Source organism: Bradyrhizobium sp. 33ap4 (genome assembly GCF_032654765.1).
GTDB lineage: Bacteria > Pseudomonadota > Alphaproteobacteria > Rhizobiales > Xanthobacteraceae > Bradyrhizobium > Bradyrhizobium australafricanum.
Window position 1 is genome coordinate 16,093 of the sequence record NZ_JAUMTJ010000050.1, and the last position, 15,429, is coordinate 31,521.

General features: G+C 64.7%; 13 protein-coding genes. 9 read left to right on the forward strand and 4 right to left on the reverse strand.

The genetic code is table 11. The features are described 5' to 3' along the window. Positions 1 to 493: 493 nt before the first annotated feature. Positions 494 to 1,006 (forward strand): DUF1465 family protein, encoded by a 513-nt coding sequence (locus tag Q2M23_RS31360; RefSeq protein WP_028340279.1) that lies wholly within the window; start codon positions 494 to 496, stop codon positions 1,004 to 1,006. 13 nt (positions 1,007 to 1,019) lie between these two features. On the opposite strand, the gene Q2M23_RS31365 is transcribed toward Q2M23_RS31360, so the two are convergent. Continuing rightward, entirely contained in the window at positions 1,020 to 2,534 is a 1,515-nt protein-coding gene (locus Q2M23_RS31365) for a PLP-dependent aminotransferase family protein (RefSeq protein ID WP_316398107.1), read from the reverse strand. A 110-nt stretch (positions 2,535 to 2,644) separates the two neighbouring features. On the opposite strand from Q2M23_RS31365, the gene Q2M23_RS31370 reads away from it, so the two are divergent. Then, positions 2,645 to 3,271, forward strand: a complete 627-nt coding sequence (locus Q2M23_RS31370) for an FMN-binding negative transcriptional regulator (protein WP_316398108.1) — start codon at positions 2,645 to 2,647, stop codon at positions 3,269 to 3,271. Positions 3,272 to 3,419: 148 nt separating this feature from the next. After that, a complete protein-coding gene (locus Q2M23_RS31375; RefSeq protein ID WP_316398109.1) occupies positions 3,420 to 4,037 on the forward strand; it encodes a LysE family translocator in 618 nt (205 codons plus the stop codon). Between the two features lie 86 nt (positions 4,038 to 4,123). Here Q2M23_RS31375 and Q2M23_RS31380 read toward each other — a convergent pair whose 3' ends face one another. Then, entirely contained in the window at positions 4,124 to 6,727 is a 2,604-nt protein-coding gene (locus Q2M23_RS31380) for an MASE1 domain-containing protein (RefSeq protein WP_316398110.1), read from the reverse strand. A gap of 496 nt (positions 6,728 to 7,223) precedes the next feature. Between Q2M23_RS31380 and Q2M23_RS31385 the strand changes: the two genes are divergently transcribed. After that, positions 7,224 to 7,778, forward strand: coding sequence for a hypothetical protein (locus Q2M23_RS31385; protein WP_253588773.1), 555 nt, complete (start codon positions 7,224 to 7,226; stop codon positions 7,776 to 7,778). 110 nt (positions 7,779 to 7,888) lie between these two features. Here Q2M23_RS31385 and Q2M23_RS31390 read toward each other — a convergent pair whose 3' ends face one another. Further along, a complete protein-coding gene (locus Q2M23_RS31390) occupies positions 7,889 to 8,956 on the reverse strand; it encodes a LysR family transcriptional regulator (protein WP_316398111.1) in 1,068 nt (355 codons plus the stop codon). On the opposite strand from Q2M23_RS31390, the gene Q2M23_RS31395 reads away from it, so the two are divergent. Continuing rightward, entirely contained in the window at positions 8,946 to 9,518 is a 573-nt protein-coding gene (locus tag Q2M23_RS31395) for a hypothetical protein (RefSeq protein WP_057017714.1), read from the forward strand. The two genes, Q2M23_RS31390 and Q2M23_RS31395, sit on opposite strands and share 11 nt — an antisense overlap. A 398-nt stretch (positions 9,519 to 9,916) precedes the next feature. Here Q2M23_RS31395 and rpmE read toward each other — a convergent pair whose 3' ends face one another. After that, positions 9,917 to 10,144, reverse strand: coding sequence for a 50S ribosomal protein L31 (gene rpmE / locus Q2M23_RS31400; RefSeq protein WP_016845230.1), 228 nt, complete (start codon positions 10,142 to 10,144; stop codon positions 9,917 to 9,919). 194 nt (positions 10,145 to 10,338) lie between these two features. On the opposite strand from rpmE, the gene Q2M23_RS31405 reads away from it, so the two are divergent. From Q2M23_RS31405 to Q2M23_RS31420, 4 genes are all read left to right on the forward strand, one after another. Then, a complete protein-coding gene (locus Q2M23_RS31405) occupies positions 10,339 to 12,195 on the forward strand; it encodes an ABC transporter ATP-binding protein/permease (protein ID WP_283067604.1) in 1,857 nt (618 codons plus the stop codon). 152 nt (positions 12,196 to 12,347) lie between these two features. Continuing rightward, on the forward strand, positions 12,348 to 12,740 hold the full coding sequence (locus Q2M23_RS31410) for a hypothetical protein (protein WP_225646584.1): 393 nt from the start codon (positions 12,348 to 12,350) through the stop codon (positions 12,738 to 12,740). A 153-nt stretch (positions 12,741 to 12,893) separates the two neighbouring features. Continuing rightward, the gene (locus Q2M23_RS31415) at positions 12,894 to 14,384 is read left to right on the forward strand and encodes an amidohydrolase family protein (RefSeq protein WP_168857765.1); all 1,491 of its coding nucleotides are present in this window, start codon (positions 12,894 to 12,896) and stop codon (positions 14,382 to 14,384) included. Between the two features lies 1 nt (position 14,385). After that, positions 14,386 to 15,315, forward strand: a complete 930-nt coding sequence (locus Q2M23_RS31420; RefSeq protein WP_229192543.1) for a CobW family GTP-binding protein — start codon at positions 14,386 to 14,388, stop codon at positions 15,313 to 15,315. Positions 15,316 to 15,429 lie beyond the last annotated feature (114 nt).

Below are 15,429 nucleotides of genomic sequence, written 5' to 3' on the forward strand. Positions count from 1 at the left end.
CGGATTTCGCTGCGCTCCATCCGGGCTACGCGGCTCCACCTCCCCTTGAAAAGGGGAGGTCGCTTTGCTCGCCAGAGCAAAGCGTGTGGGGATCAGCTCTCTTCACATACGCCGTCGCCTGCGGTTGACCCCCATCCCGACCTTCCCCTCTCAAGGGGAAGGAGAAGAGGCCTGTCCCAAACTAGGTCAATGGCCGACATGGCAAACAAAGTGTCAAGAAATCCGTTCATTTACGATCGGTTAAGCTTTCTCGATTATGACTGCATTGTCCTCGTTTGGACACCGAGTGGCTCCTGTCCACTCTGTTTGACGCCTCCCTGTTATCAACTTCAAAGCCGCCGGAAACGGCGGCTCTTTTTTGTGCGTCCTAGCGGCTGGAAACCATAAATCCGGTTGCGGCTGGACTCTTCGGCGCGCCCGCGCAATGATTTGTTCATCATAAGCTGGCGCGTCAGATGCCAGCGGGCGTTACGGTGGTGTGAGGGCGTTAACCATGGCCGATCGTTCCCAGAGCGAAGCCGGGCTTGTGCTGTTCAGTGAGCGGCTGACTAATTCTGCGGCATTCGGCGTGCTGTTCCGGGAAGGCATGGATCTGGTCGAGCAGACCGCCGCCTATCTCGACGGCGACGGACGTGCCGAGGCCAAGGCGCTCGAACGGTCCGTGAGCCTGACCTATGCCACCGAAAGCATGCGCCTGACCACACGGCTGATGCAGCTCGCCTCCTGGCTGCTGCTGCATCGCGCGGTCAAGGAAGGCGAGATGACGCTGACCCAGGCCAATCGCGAAAAGACCAAGGTGAAGCTGTCGGCCGCCGATCCCGGCCCGGCCGACATGGTGACCAAGCTGCCGGAGCAATTGCAGCAGCTGATCGCCCGCTCGATGGATCTGCAGGCGCGCGTCCGCCGCCTCGACACCACGATCCACGCGCCGGCGCCGGATCGCTCGTCGATCGGCAACCCGCTGGTGCCGCAGCTCAACCGCCTCAAGGCGGCGTTCGAGCAGTAATCCGGGCAGCAAATCAGTGTGACGCGTCCGCGCGGCGTGGCTTGGTCCGCCGCGGCGACGTGTGCTGATCGATTGCGCGCCGCAGCCGTAGCGTCGCCGCTTCCAGCTCCTCCGGTTCGAACCCGCCGAAGCCGAGCATCAGGCCGGGGCGTGGTGCGGCTTGGTACATCGGCGAAATCGGCCGCACGACGATGCCGGCGGCAAGCGCTGATTTTGCCAATTGCACATCGTCGAAGCGCTCTGGCAGCCACAACAGCAGATGCATGCCCTGGTCGCTCGGCTGCAGCGTGACGTCACCAGGCATGTGACGCGTCAGCGCCGCGATCAGCGTCGCACGCCGTGCGGCGTAGACGCCGCGAATGCGCCTGATATGCGCCTCGAACAGCCCCTCGCGCATGTAGGCTGCCAGCACATGCTGGTCGGCGGTCGGCGAATGCCGGTCGAGCAGCGCCCGCGCGCCGGCGAAAGCGTCGATCAGCGGCGAAGGCGCCACGACATAGCCGAGCCGCAGCGAGGGAAACAGCACCTTGCTCAGCGTGCCCAAATAGATCACCCGCGATGGGGCGAGGCCTTGCATCGACGGGAAGGGATGCCCGGCGTAGCGCAGCTCGCTGTCGTAATCGTCCTCGACGATCCACGCATTGCTTCGTTGCGCCCACGCCACCAGCGCATTGCGGCGGGCCATGCTCATCGGCATGCCCAGCGGATATTGATGCGACGGCGTCACGAACGCCGCGCGTGCGTGCGGGCACGCGGCGGTGGCGGCATCGACGTCGATGCCCTGCGCATCGACGCCAACGCGCGTGGTGACGAGATCGAGATCGTCGAGCACGGCGGTCATGCCGGGATAGGCGGGATCCTCGGCCCAGACAGGATCGCCTGACGACAGCAGCACGCGGCCGGCGAGATAGAGGCCTTGCTGGGTGCCGGCCGTGATCACGACCTGCTCGGGCTCGCAATGCACCGCGCGGGATTTGCGCACATAGTCGGCGATCGCCTGCCGCAGCTCGATCAGGCCGCGCGGATCGCCATAGCTCGCAGGCGCCGCGGCGCGCGATGCGCGCACGCGGTTGCCGAGGCGGCGCCAATGGTCGTCGGGCGCGACCGCGCCGCCGGGGACCGCGATCGCAAACGGGACCTCCGGCATCGGCCTGAAGGCCGCCGCCACTTTGGCAAGCCGCGCCGCGCGCGGCGGCAACCGGATCGGCACTGATTTGTTAGGCTTGCGATTGACCACGACGGGCCGTGCCTGCTCGGCAAGCGTCGGCGCGACGCGGGTGCCGGCACCGACCTGCGATTCCAGATAGCCCTCGGCCAGCAACTGCTCGAAGGCCTCCGTCACCGTGCCGCGCGCGACGCCGAGCGAGGCCGACAGCGCGCGCGTCGACGGCAGAAAATCCCCGGCCTTCAGCTCGCCGCTCGCAATCGCGGCGCGCAGGGCCTGCGCGATCTGGCGCCCGACCTGTCCGGCGGCGCGGTCGACGGCCCGGAGCGAAGGGATGCTGATCGTGGCGCGCAGGCGGGGCATAGTGGACCAATCAAGATGATCGAAAGTGGCTCTTATCATAGGCCAATTCAACGCTATGGTGCGAGCAGCAATTGATCAGGCCTGCCAGAGTGTCTGCCAAGAGGTTCGCAATGTACCTGCCGCCGCATTTCAAGATGGATGAGCTCGGTCCGATCCACGCCGCGATGCGGGCCTCAAAGCTTGCGACGCTGGTCACCGCAACCGCCGACGGCCTGATCGGCACGCCGCTGCCGCTGATCCTCAATGAGAACGAGGGCTACTACGGCACGCTGTACGGTCACGTCGCGCGGCCCAATCCGCAGTGGAAGCTGGCCGCGGTCGGCGAGGCGATGGCGATCTTCATGGGGCCCGACGGCTATGTGACGCCGTCCTGGTATGCGACCAAGGCCGAGCACGGCAAGGTGGTGCCGACCTGGAATTACGTCGCCGTCCACGCCTATGGCGCGGCCGAGTTCTTCGAGAATGCCGATCGTCTGCTGGACGTCGTGACCCGGTTGACCGAGCTGCACGAGACTTCGCGCCCGGAAGCCTGGCAGGTCAGTGACGCGCCTGGTGATTTCATCAAGGCGCAGCTGCGCGGGATCGTCGGCTTCCGGATGCCAATCACGCGGATCGATGCCAAGAAGAAGATGAGCCAGAACCGCAAGCTCGAGGATCGCGCCGGCGTGATCGCGGGGCTTGAGGCCAGCGACAATCCGACTGATCGCGAGGTCGCGGCAATGATTCCGGCGAGCTGAGACGCCTTGAACAAATTCCAGACCGTCATTGCGAGGAGCGATAGCGACGAACCAATCCATCTATCGGCATTTGCGGGCAGATGGATTGCTTCGCTTCGCTCGCAATGACGGCGGAGGAAGTTGCGCCCGCAGAGATTGACGCCCACACATGGAATTGTACCTCGCCTTCGCGATCACGACCGCGACCTTCGCGCTGATCCCGGGTCCCGCCATGCTGTATGCCGCGGCCCGCACGCTGGCAGGCGGCCGGCGCGCGGGGCTGATGGCCTCGCTCGGGCTGCATCTCGGCGGCTATGTCCATGTCGTCGCCGCGGCGGCCGGCCTCGCGCTGCTGTTTCATGCGGTGCCGCCGTTGTTCATGGCGATGAAGCTTGCCGGTGCGGCCTATCTGGTCTGGCTCGGGCTGTCGCTGTTCCGCGACCGCGACAATGCAAAGCGCCCCACACTTGCGCCGCTCTCCGCGGAGCGCGCCTTCGCGCAAAGCATCGTCGTCGAGGTGCTCAATCCGAAGACGGCGATCTTCTTCCTGGCGTTCCTGCCGCAATTCGTCGATGCGTCGGCCAGCCTGCCGGTCTGGGCCCAGCTGTTTCTGCTTGGCACAACGGTAAATCTGACCTTCTCGGCGGTCGACATCGTCTGCGTGTTTTTCGCCAGCGCCGTGATGTCGAAGCTGCAGCGCTCGAAGCGGTCGCAGCGCATCATGCAGCGGATCGGCGGCAGCATCCTGGTCGCGCTTGGCGCGCGGCTGGCCTTCCAGGATCGCTAGAAGCCGTCATGTCCACCAGCGGCGATGGTGCGGATCAACGCTTCGCCAAGCTGCGCGACGAGCTGCTTCTGCAATGGCGCGACCGGTCAATTTCTGCCCGAGGCTTCAGTCGTGTTCGACGTCATGGGCGCGGCGGATGATCGCGGTGGTCGCGGCGGCGCAAGATCGTGGATAAAATCTCTCAGTGCGTCGGTATCGAACGGCTTGCGGAGTATTTTTAGACTTGGCGGAGCTGCTTTTGCGGCATCGCTGTAGCCGGTTGTAAGGGCGATCGGCAAACCGGGGTATCGCGACCGGACTTCTCTCGCGAGCCCGACGCCATCGATGGTCCCGGGCATGACGATATCGCTGAAGACGAGATCGATCTTTGTACCGGCGTCGAGCAATTTCAGCGCCGCTTCGGCCGAATCTCGATAGATCGTGTCATAACCCAGATGCTCGAACAGCGAGGAAGTCACATCCGCCACTTCGGGGCTGTCGTCGACAACGAGAACCGTCTGCCGCTGCGGCTGCCTTGCTCTTGTTCTGGCAGCGGCCAGCTCTTTACTGGTGACCTGCTCGTCCGCGCAGGACGGCAAGTAGATTGTAATCGTTGTTCCCTGTCCAACCTTGCTGTCCGCCGTCACCGTTCCGCCGGCCTGGTGCGCGAAACCATAGACTTGGGACAAGCCGAGCCCGGTACCCTTGCCGACCTCTTTGGTCGTGAAAAACGGATCGAACATCTTGGACAGCAGGTTTGGCGGAATGCCGGTGCCGGTATCGCCAAGCGCGATCGCAAAGAAAGCCTTTGCGCGGCGATCGCCGCCGGTTTCCTGGTTCGCGGTCACCGCATGCACGGATAAGGTGAACGTGCCGCCGCTTGGCATTGCATCGCGCGCATTGACGGCGATGTTGACGATCGCAAGTTCCAGCTCGGCGAGGTCCACCTTGACCGACGCGACACCCTCGCCGACGTTCTCATTGTACACGATGTTCCCGCGCAGCGAGCTCTCGATCATGGTCCGCATGTTCTTGATGGACGCATTCAGATCGACGACCGTCGGGCTGAGATGCTGATGACGAGAGAATGTCAACAATTGGCGGGTGAGGCTTTCGCCGCGCTTGGCCGCGGTCTGTATGGCTTCAATTGCCTTGGGCAGTTTTGGATCAAGCAGGCGTGTGAAGATCTGGGCACTGCCTCCGATGATCATCAATAGATTGTTGAAGTCGTGTGCAATCCCGCCGGTCAGCTTGCCGATTGCCTCCATTTTCTGCGACATCGCGAGCTGTTCGCGTGCCTGAACCAGCTTCTCCTCCGCGTCGCGTCGCTCGGTTGCGTCCCGCAGAATACTGATAAAGCCGATCAGATTTCCTGAGTCATCATGGCTCGACGAGACCGAGCCCGTGATGAAGAACGGCGTACCATTCTTTCTGATGCGCCAACCCTCTACGTCGTACTTGCCTCTTTCGATTGCCGTCTCCAGCGCGTGTGTCGGCGAACCCGCGCGGCGTTCATCCGGCCGATAGAATATTCCAAAATGCTTGCCGATGATTTCTTCCGAGGTGTAGCCGATGATCTTTTGAGCGGTGCTATTCCAACTCGTAACGTGTCCTTCTCTATCAAGCGCAAAAATCGCATAATCGACGACGCCTTCGATAAGGGTTTGGAAGTGCCGTCTGATGCTGTCGAGCGCCGAAGCGTTCCGTTCAAGTTGACCGTTCAACTGGTCCTGCACGGAAAGCAGATGGGCTTCCGCGGTGTGACGCGTGGCGATTGCCGCTGCCAGGGCAAGAGAGGGGGCCGATACGGTGATCGAAAGCACGAGCAGTGACAACAATGCTCCGTTCGGATCCGTTTTCGGAAACGGATCATTACCGAACGCGAAACCCCAGACTGCGATTCCGGTGAAAATGAGCGCAGCCGTAGCCGCGGTGCATCGATTGCCGCGCAGACCGGTCCAGATCAACGGGAGCAAAGCCAGAAAACCCAGCAGGCTGCGATGCGGCAACGCCACGTTGAGATCGTCGCTGACGAGGTCACTGCCGATGAGCGGGCTGTAGGCTACGATCCCAATGAGACCAGCGAGGGCGATAACTGCGATCGATTCCAACAGATCCCATCTGGAGGAAATCCGTAAGGGCATCATCGCCCAGAGCACGATGACCGGAGCAATCACCAGGATCGCGGCTGCGTCGGCAAGCCACCAGGTCAGCCCGGCGGCGACGGAATCGGGAAAGCTCGGTTCGTTGACGAAGATGGATCCGGCCAAGGCGGAGAATGAACTGATCATCGCGGTCGGCGCAAAGGAGACGCCTGCAAACTTTGCGACACCGGATGGCGTGGCAAACGTCTGGCAACCGTTCGACCAGCGTCCGATCAGCCATGTCCCGGCCAGTGCAGCAAGGAGGGTGCCGATCCCGGCGGCGACAAATTCCAGGAGCGATCGGTCGGTTATCAGGTAAGGCGCGACGGCGCCCACTAGGATCGCGGGCCAGATCCGGTAGCCACGCAGCAGCATAAGCGCGAGCGCAACCCCGGTTGGCGGCCACAGCGGTGTCGCGGTCGGATTGATAGCGGGAAGGAAATGTGCGGAGGCCGCAAGGCTCCCGTAGATCGCGGTGACGATAAAAAGTTCGATCGAGTAGGTCACAGCGCTCCGAGCATCGCCAAAAGCGAAAATCCCGGCCTTATCGAACCTTGCCCGTTCCATCACAAGCCTTTGCGGTGGGCACCTCAAGAATGCGGTAGGGAACGACCTGGCACCCGGTTCCATGTCACCCGAAGGAGGGCGATCGTATTTTCGCCAAGTCGATGACCCCTGCCAAACACTCAACGCAGTTTTGACCAAAGCATGGCCGCTGGATCGAGAGTAGGGGGCGCCAGCAACTTCTGAACAAGAGACCATGGGGCAGAACCGCTGACCTAACGGCGTGGGCCTGCAAAATCGACCCGATCCCGCCGCGTGTCGGCGTCGTTCAAGTAACCGCTCCGGGTCAAAGGCGAATATCGGCAAGAGCCGTTCGAGCTCAGCTTTGGGCTAGACGCCGGAACGGTGCGAGCGGTGGGCGTTCTCTCGCCGCCATGTCGACGTCGATCGTGAGACACCGGGAGATTTATCCTCAACCCTAGGTAGCCAAGCTCGGGCGGTATGGTACCGTGCCCTCGTCGGGACGGCATTTCCGTCCCGGATTTGGGAGGGCTATGTCATGAGATTGCCGTCGAGCCTTGTCGCGCCTTCAGCCGTCGCCGTGTTGTCAACTGTCTGGCTGTGCGGCCCGGCAGCGTCGCAAACAGACCCAGCCAAGCCGCTTCCCTCCATCACGGTCGAGGCGCCGAAGCCGGTGGCAAGGCCAAATCGTCCGACACAGGTGGTGACCACGGGGGTATCTCACCGGAGATCGAGAACCACCCAGACGTCGTCGTCAACCGCTCGAGCGCCGTCGCCGGCGCCGGATTCAGTGCTGGGCAGGATTGCCGCGCTGGAGAAAGTCGCCAGCAATTGCAACGGTGGCTGCGAATCGAGCCTCCCGCATGGCAAGGACCCTTGGGTCGGGTGCAGCGAGTCGACGGGCGGACAAACCCACGGACCGTTCTCGTCGACGTGCCGGGACAACCTCACCTACAAGTCCTACGTCGATTGCGTCGAGACCAAATGGTTCCTGGGCGAGTACCGAAACAGGGCCTGGTGGCTTTGCAGCAGCCTGCAGGCCGCGGGGAAGTTTAAGGTCGCCGAACTCAAGCGACCGAAACGTCCGCGCTAGGTTCGCCGTCGGAATCCGCGCGACGGCGCGAGCTACCATTTCATGTTCGTGATTGAGTCGTTGTTGCGGGTCCCGGAAGCAGGCCATCCGCGGCAATTCCCGCAAGGCGACTACGCCTTTGTTTCTTCCGGCCTCGGTAGAGGGGAGACGCGCTTGGCAAACTCGCGTCCCGGATAGTGCTGGCCGCAATAGGCGACGAGTTCGTCGATAAAGGATTTGGCATAAGGAGCCAGAAAGCGCTGCGGATCCCAAGCCACCGCAGTCCATCGCCCGATCGAGGCGCCCCTGTGAATCAGCGGAAAGGCGCGGACGCCTGCGGACGGGATCTGGACATTCGACGGCACGATGGCGACATCGTTGCCGCCTTTTGCCAGCGCGAGCAAGGTGTGAGGCGCTGCGCTTTCGAGGATCACGCGTGGCCTGATGTGTGCGACGTTGCAGGCGGCATCGAACCAGCCGCGAGATGCGAAGTCCCGCCGCAGGAGCAGCAATGACTCTTCGGCGAGTTCGGCAATCTCCAGCTTCCGCCTGCTTGCGAAGCCATGCCGCGGCGAAACCGCAGCAAGCATATGGACGGGAGCCAGCAACCGGCGGTGATAGCCGTCGTCGGCGGCCGGAATGATCGCGAGATGAACGTCGCCCCGCTGCAGACGATCCGGAACGCGGGCACCACCATCCTCGATCAAATCGATGGCCACGGAGGGGTGCTTGCGCCGGAACAGGGGGAGGAAATTGGCGAGCACCGTTTCCATATGTTGGGTGCTGCAGCCGACGCGCAGCGCGCCGGCCTTGCCGGTTCTCAGCGCGCGGGCACGCTCGCCGAACGATTCGGCATCCTGCAGGAGACGTCGGCCGCGCCGTAGCAGATCCTCGCCTTCTGAAGTCAGTTTGATCCCGCGGCCGACGCGATCGAACAACGGAATTCCGAGTTCGTCCTCGAGCGCCTGGATCTGGCGAGAGGCCGCCGGCTGGCTCAGACGCAGCTGTTGCTGAGCGGCGGCAAAGCCGCCTGCCTCGGCAACGACGACGAAGGTGCGCAGCTGGCGAAGGTCCATTTTCAATGCACCAAATGCATGAATAGATGGATAATAAATGCATTGGACACATTGAGCAAGCCGCGACATCCTTACGCCGCCCAGCCGAGATTTGTCCAAAAGGGGAATCGCGATGTTTGACACCGAGCGTTTCGTTGCCGACTGCCGCGCAGCGTTCGCTGCGGACCCGTCTCACCGAGCCATTCATGAGGTCGTTGCCCGCGCGATGTCTGAACCGGCTGCGGTATTCAAGGGACTCGGCGAGCCGCAGCGTCCCGAAAGCCGCGCGCTCTTCCATTCCGAGACGCTGACCATCCTCAACGTGGTGTGGCCCCCCGGCTATATCGTGCCACCTCACGACCATCACATGTGGGCCGTGATCGGCGTTTATGGGGGCCGTGAGGACAACGTCTTCTGGCGGCGCATTCCGAGCGAGCCGAACAGGATCGAGGCTGCCGGCGCCAGGGCCTTGTGCGTGCGCGATACCGTGCCGCTCGGCACCGACATCATCCATTCGGTGATCAATCCAATCGACCGGCTGAGCGGCGCAATCCACGTCTATGGCGGCGATTTTTTCGCCACGGAACGGAGCAAATGGGATTCGTTGACGCTTGAAGAGGGCCGCTCCGACCGCGAAGAAGCGCGCCGCAACTTCGAACGGGCGAGCGCGCGTTACGAAGCAAGTCTGCGCGAGGCCGCCGGCTGACTGCAGCGCGCTTAAAGAAGTAGCCCATCCATGCTTGCTTGCAGATGTATGACCCAAAAGTCGAGCCACACATTCAGTGTCGTCCCGGGCTTGACCCGGGACCCATAACCACAAATGACAGTAGTTGCGCGACGCTGGGGCCGCAGCCCTCTTCAACAACACAGCCCTGTGGTTATGGGTCCCTGCTCCCGTGCGCAATTGCGCACTAGGCAGGGGCGACGATTGTGGATGGAGGCCGTGCCACACATTCGCTGTCGTGCTGGCCTTTGCCAGGACGACGCATCGGGAGGATCGCGGGCCCGTTCAGCCCGCCGGTCCGGAGCGGCCCCCAAAAACAAAAACGCCCCCGAGACGGGGGCGTTTTGCGTGTGATCGCCGGGGCGATCCCGAAGCGGACTTTAGTCCTTCTTGAGGAAGCCCGAAAATTTCTTCTGGAAGCGCGAGACGCGGCCGCCGCGATCCATCAGCTGCTGGGTGCCGCCGGTCCAGGCCGGGTGCGATTTGGGGTCGATGTCAAGGTTCAGCGTGTCGCCTTCCTTGCCCCAGGTCGAGCGGGTCAGGTACTCGGTGCCGTCGGTCATGACGACCTTAATCGTATGATAATTCGGATGAATATCGGCTTTCATGACAGTTCCTTCGGCGCGCCGGCGCCCGTCTCAAGATGTCTGGAATACGGGATTTGCGCGGGTCTATAACCCATGGAGCCCGCCAAAACAAGCCAAGAAAGGGCCTAAGCCCATCACCGGATTGGGACTTTACCGGATTTGCCAGCCGGGGGTCGGCGGGCCTATGTGGGGGGCGATAGAACCGGTCTAGATTGATGAGCGTAGCCGAACAGCTTGAGACCCCGCGCGGCGCCCCGCAGCCTCCGCGCGACGCATTGCTCGATGAGGAAGCCTTCATCGAGAGCCAGATCACGGAGCCGGCGAAGAGCCGTGCCCGGTTGCGGCCGTTGCTTGCGCTCGCGCCCTATGTGGCGCGCTACAAGGGCCGGGCGATCCTCGCGCTGATCTCGCTGACGATCGCCGCGATCACCACGCTGATCGTGCCGGTCGCGGTGCGGCGGATGATCGACATGGGCTTCACGCCCGAAGGCATCGCGATGATCAACAGCTATTTCAGCGTGATGATCGCGGTCGTCGCGGTGCTCGCCTGTGCCAGCGCCTCGCGCTATTACCTCGTGATGACGATCGGCGAACGCATCGTCGCCGATCTCCGGCGCGACGTGTTCGCGCATCTGATCTCGCTGTCGCCCTCGTTCTTCGATTCCGCGCGATCAGGCGAATTGGTGTCGCGGCTTACCGCCGACACCACGCAGATCAAGTCCGCGGTCGGCGCGTCGGTGTCGATTGCGCTGCGCAATCTGATGCTGTTCTTCGGCGCCGCCGCGATGATGGTGATCACCAGCCCGCGGCTGTCCGGCTTCGTGCTGCTCGCGATCCCTATCATCGTGATTCCGCTGGTGGCGTTCGGCCGCTGGGTGCGGCGGCTGTCGCGCACCGCCCAAGATACGCTGGCCGATGCCAGCGCCTATGCCTCCGAGCTGGTCAACGCGATCCGCACCGTGCAGGCCTATACCGGCGAACGGCTCGCCAGGACGCGCTTTGCCGGCGAGGTCGAGCAGGCCTATCAAGCCGCGCGCAGCTCGACCAAAGCACGCGCGGTGCTGACGCTGATCGTCATCTTCATCGTGTTCGCCAGCGTCGTCGTGATCCTCTGGGTCGGCTCGCACGATGTGCTGGTCGGAACCATCAGTCCGGGCCGGCTCGGCCAGTTCATTCTCTATACGGCGTTCGCCGCGAGCGGCCTCGGCCAGCTCAGCGAGGTCTGGGGCGAGGTCTCGGCCGCATCGGGCGCCGCCGAGCGGCTGTTCGAGATCTTGCGCGTCAGGCCGCAGATCGCGGCGCCCGCGTCGCCGCGCGCGCTGCCGCAGCCGGCGCGCGGCGATGTCGGTTTCGACAATGTCAGCTTCGCCTATCCGACCCGGCTCAACGCGCTTGCGGTCGATGAAGTGTCGCTCTCGGTCCGGTCAGGTGAGAAGGTCGCGATCGTCGGCCCGTCCGGCGCCGGCAAGAGCACGCTGTTCCATCTGCTGCTGCGCTTCTACGATCCGAAATCGGGCACTATCTCGCTCGACGGCGTGCCGATCCGGCAGGCCGATCCGGCCGAGGTGCGCGCGCGCATCGCGCTGGTGCCGCAGGATTCCGTGGTGTTCGCCGCAAGCGCCCGCGAGAACATCCGGTTCGGCCGGCCCGATGCCAGCGACGCCGAGGTGGAGCGTGCCGCCGATCTCGCCCATGCCACCGAGTTCCTGCGCCGCCTGCCCGAAGGCTTCGACGCCCAGCTCGGCGAGCGCGGCGTGACGCTGTCCGGCGGCCAGCGCCAGCGCATCGCGATCGCGCGCGCGATCCTGCGCGACGCGCCGCTGCTGCTGCTCGACGAGGCGACCTCGGCGCTCGACGCCGAGAGCGAGACGCTGGTGCAGACCGCGCTGGAGGAGTTGATGCGCCACCGCACCACGCTAGTGATCGCGCATCGGCTGGCGACCGTCTTGTCCTGCGACCGCATCCTGGTGATGGACCAGGGCAGGATCGTCGAGCAGGGCACCCACGCCGAACTGGTCGCCGCGGGCGGACTCTACGCCCGGCTGGCCCGGCTGCAATTCGAGGGGATCTGAAAGAATTGGGGCTCGGCGCGCTCCGCCTATGCGATTCCTATGCAATCGGGCGCGCGCTCCCCTCGAAAACCTATTCCTGCGCAAGGATAGTCGCGCCGCGCCCGACCTCCATCGACAGCCGAAGGACGTCCGGCGCGCGGGGTGTTCGACTGATGCGCGAGAATGCGACCGAACCGGAGAGCAAGCTGCTCCGTGCCTGGCAGCTTGCCGTGCTGCGCTTCGCAGTGACGCTCGACGACGACGATCGGATGCACGCGCTCGGTGTGGCCGGCGAGGTCGACCGGCTAGGCGGCGCGGCCGATGACGCCTTCCACTTCTTCCGCAGGACGACCGCGGAGCTGTGCGCGGCGATCTCCGGTCAGGGCGCGGATCAGGATGCCGTCATCCGGCGGTTCCTGGCGCAGATCGACAATGTCAGGCTCAAGCGTGCGGTCGAAGCGGCGATAGCCAGGGACCGCACGCCGCCGAAACTCGTGGCGAGCCGCGTGAAGCCCGGCGCCGATCTCTGGCGCGGGCTGCCGTCGCGGCGTGCAACCGGAACGTAGGAGGGGCCTCACTCTGCAATCGCCATCACGGCGCGGCGGATATTCCGTCACAGCATGTCGCCACAACCCTGGCCGGCTTGCTGCGATCAGTGCGATGCGCTTCTCTGTGCTCGACAGGAGACCGGTCGGTTTCGGAATGCGGGGAGTGGCGAGATGGGTGGCTTGGTGATCAGCGGCGGCCGGGTGGTGGATCCGGCCAGCGGGATGGACGCGATCGGCGATGTCGCCGTCGTCGACGGCAAGATCGCCGCGGTCGGCACCGGCCTCGGCGGTTCCGAACGGCAGATCGACGCGACCGGGCTCGTGGTGGCGCCGGGCTTCATCGACCTGCACGCGCATGGCCAGACCATTCCAGCCGACCGCATGCAGGCGTTCGACGGGGTGACGACCTCGCTCGACCTCGAGGCCGGCGTGTTGCCGGTCGCGTCCTGGTACAAGCGCCAGGCCGAGAAGGGCAGGGTGCTGAACTACGGCGCCGCCGCCAACTGGGCCTTCGCGCGCATCGGTGCGATGACCGGCTCGAATTCGGAGAGCTCGCTGGAATCGTTTGGTGCCGCGATGCGCGATCGCCGCTGGATCGAAAACGTCGCGACCGAAGGCGAGGTCGGCGGCATCCTGGAGCGCCTCGCCAACGGACTGAACGAGGGCGGCATCGGCATCGGCATTCTCAACGCCTATGCGCCGGGCGCCGGCGTGCAGGAATTGACCGCGGTGTGCCAGCTCGCGGCGGATCATGCGGTGCCGACCTTTACCCACGTCGCCTACATGTCGCGGATCGATCCCGAGAGCGCGGCGGAAGCCTATATCCGCCTGATCGGCTATGCCGGCGCCACCGGCGCGCATATGCACATCTGCCACTTCAACTCGTCGAGCAAGACGGATATCGAGCGCTGTGTCGCGCTGATCGCGAAAGCGCAGGCGCAGGGCCTGCCGATCACGGTGGAGGCCTATCCCTACGGCACCGGCTCGACCGTGCTGGCGGCGACCTTCTTCAGCGATCCGAAATTCGAGGAGCGCAACGGCCTCGGCTACGATTCGGTGCAGCGCGTGACCGACGGTCACCGCTTCGGCAGCCGCGAGGAATTGCTGGCGGCACAGGCCGAAGAGCCCTCGACCTTGGTGCTGTGGCATGTGCTCGACATCGAGAACAACGCGCATCATCGCGATCTGCTCGATATGGCGGTGCTGTATCCGGGCGGCGCGATCGCCTCCGACGCGATGCCGTGGACGCTGTCGGACGGCCGCCCCTACAGCGGCGACGCCTGGCCGCTGCCCGACGATGCCACCTCGCATCCGCGCTCGGCCGGCTGCTTCACCCGCTTCATCCGTGAATGGGTGCGCGAGCGCAAGAAAGTGTCGCTGCTCGAGGGCATCCGCAAATGCGCGCTGATCCCGGCCGAGATCCTGTCGGCGAGCACGCCGGCGATGCGGGCCAAGGGCCGGCTGCAGGTCGGCGCCGACGCCGATGTTGTGGTGTTCGACTACGAGACGCTGAGCGATCGCGCGACCTTCTCGGCGATGAATCGTCCGGCGGAGGGCGTGCGGCATCTCGTGGTCAGCGGCCAGCCGCTGATCAGCGATGGTGTGCTCGATGTCGCGGCGCGTCCCGGCCGGCCGGTGCGCCGGCCTATCACGGGGGGGTGAGGTGCCGGTCCCGATCCTGCTGGTCGCGGGCTTCCTCGGGGCGGGCAAGACCACGGTCGTCAACCATCTGCTGGCGCATGCGCAAGGGCGGCGCATCGCCGCCGTGGTCAACGATTTCGGTGCGATCAATATCGACGCCGAGCTGATCGCCGGCGCCAGCGACGGCGTGGTCAGCCTGAGCAATGGCTGCATCTGCTGCACGCTGGAGGGCGACCTGCTGCGCACGCTCGCCACGTTGCTGCGGCGTGATCCGCGTCCCGAATTCATCGTGATCGAGACAAGCGGGATCGCCGATCCCGCCGATATCGTGCGCAACCTGATGGATCCCGTGATCTGGAAGGAGGCGCCGCTGGAGACCGTGCTGTGCGTGGTCGACGCGACGCAGCCTGCGGCGATGCTGAACGATGCGCTGCTGCGCTCGCAGCTCCGGGCGGCGGACGTGGTGGCGCTGAGCAAGGTCGATCTGACTGACGCCGCTGCGTGCGCCGCGATCCGCGACGCCGTGCGCGCGGTGCGTCCGGCGGCCGTGGTGGTCGATGCCTTGCATGGCGAGGTGCCGGCCGCGCTGCTGTTCCCGGCGGACCTCGATCATGTGCCGGCTCCGCGCGAGACCGCGCCGCGACGGCCGGCGTCCGATCGCTTCGAGACGCTGAGCTGGACCTCGGAGCGGCCCGTCGTGCTGCCGCGCTTGCAGCAGGCGATCGGCAGACTGGCGCCGAAGCTGGCGCGGGCGAAGGGATTGTTCGAGACGGTGGAGCAGCCCGGGCGGCTGACCGTGCTTCAACTCGCCGGCGGCCGCGCGACCCTGGCTGCGAGCGGCGTGCCGTCGCCCGGCGTGCCGCGCACGCGCATCGTGTTCATCGCCGAGATGGGTGCGCTGTCGCGCGCGGAGATTGATGAGGTGATGCAGGGATGCGTCGAGGCTCAGTGACGCGAACCTACGTTTCCCGTCATACTGAGGTGCGAGGGAAGCGGCGTCTCGAAGGATGAATCGGCCACCAGCCGGGCCGTGCATCCTTCGAGACGCGCGTGCCGCGCTCCTCAG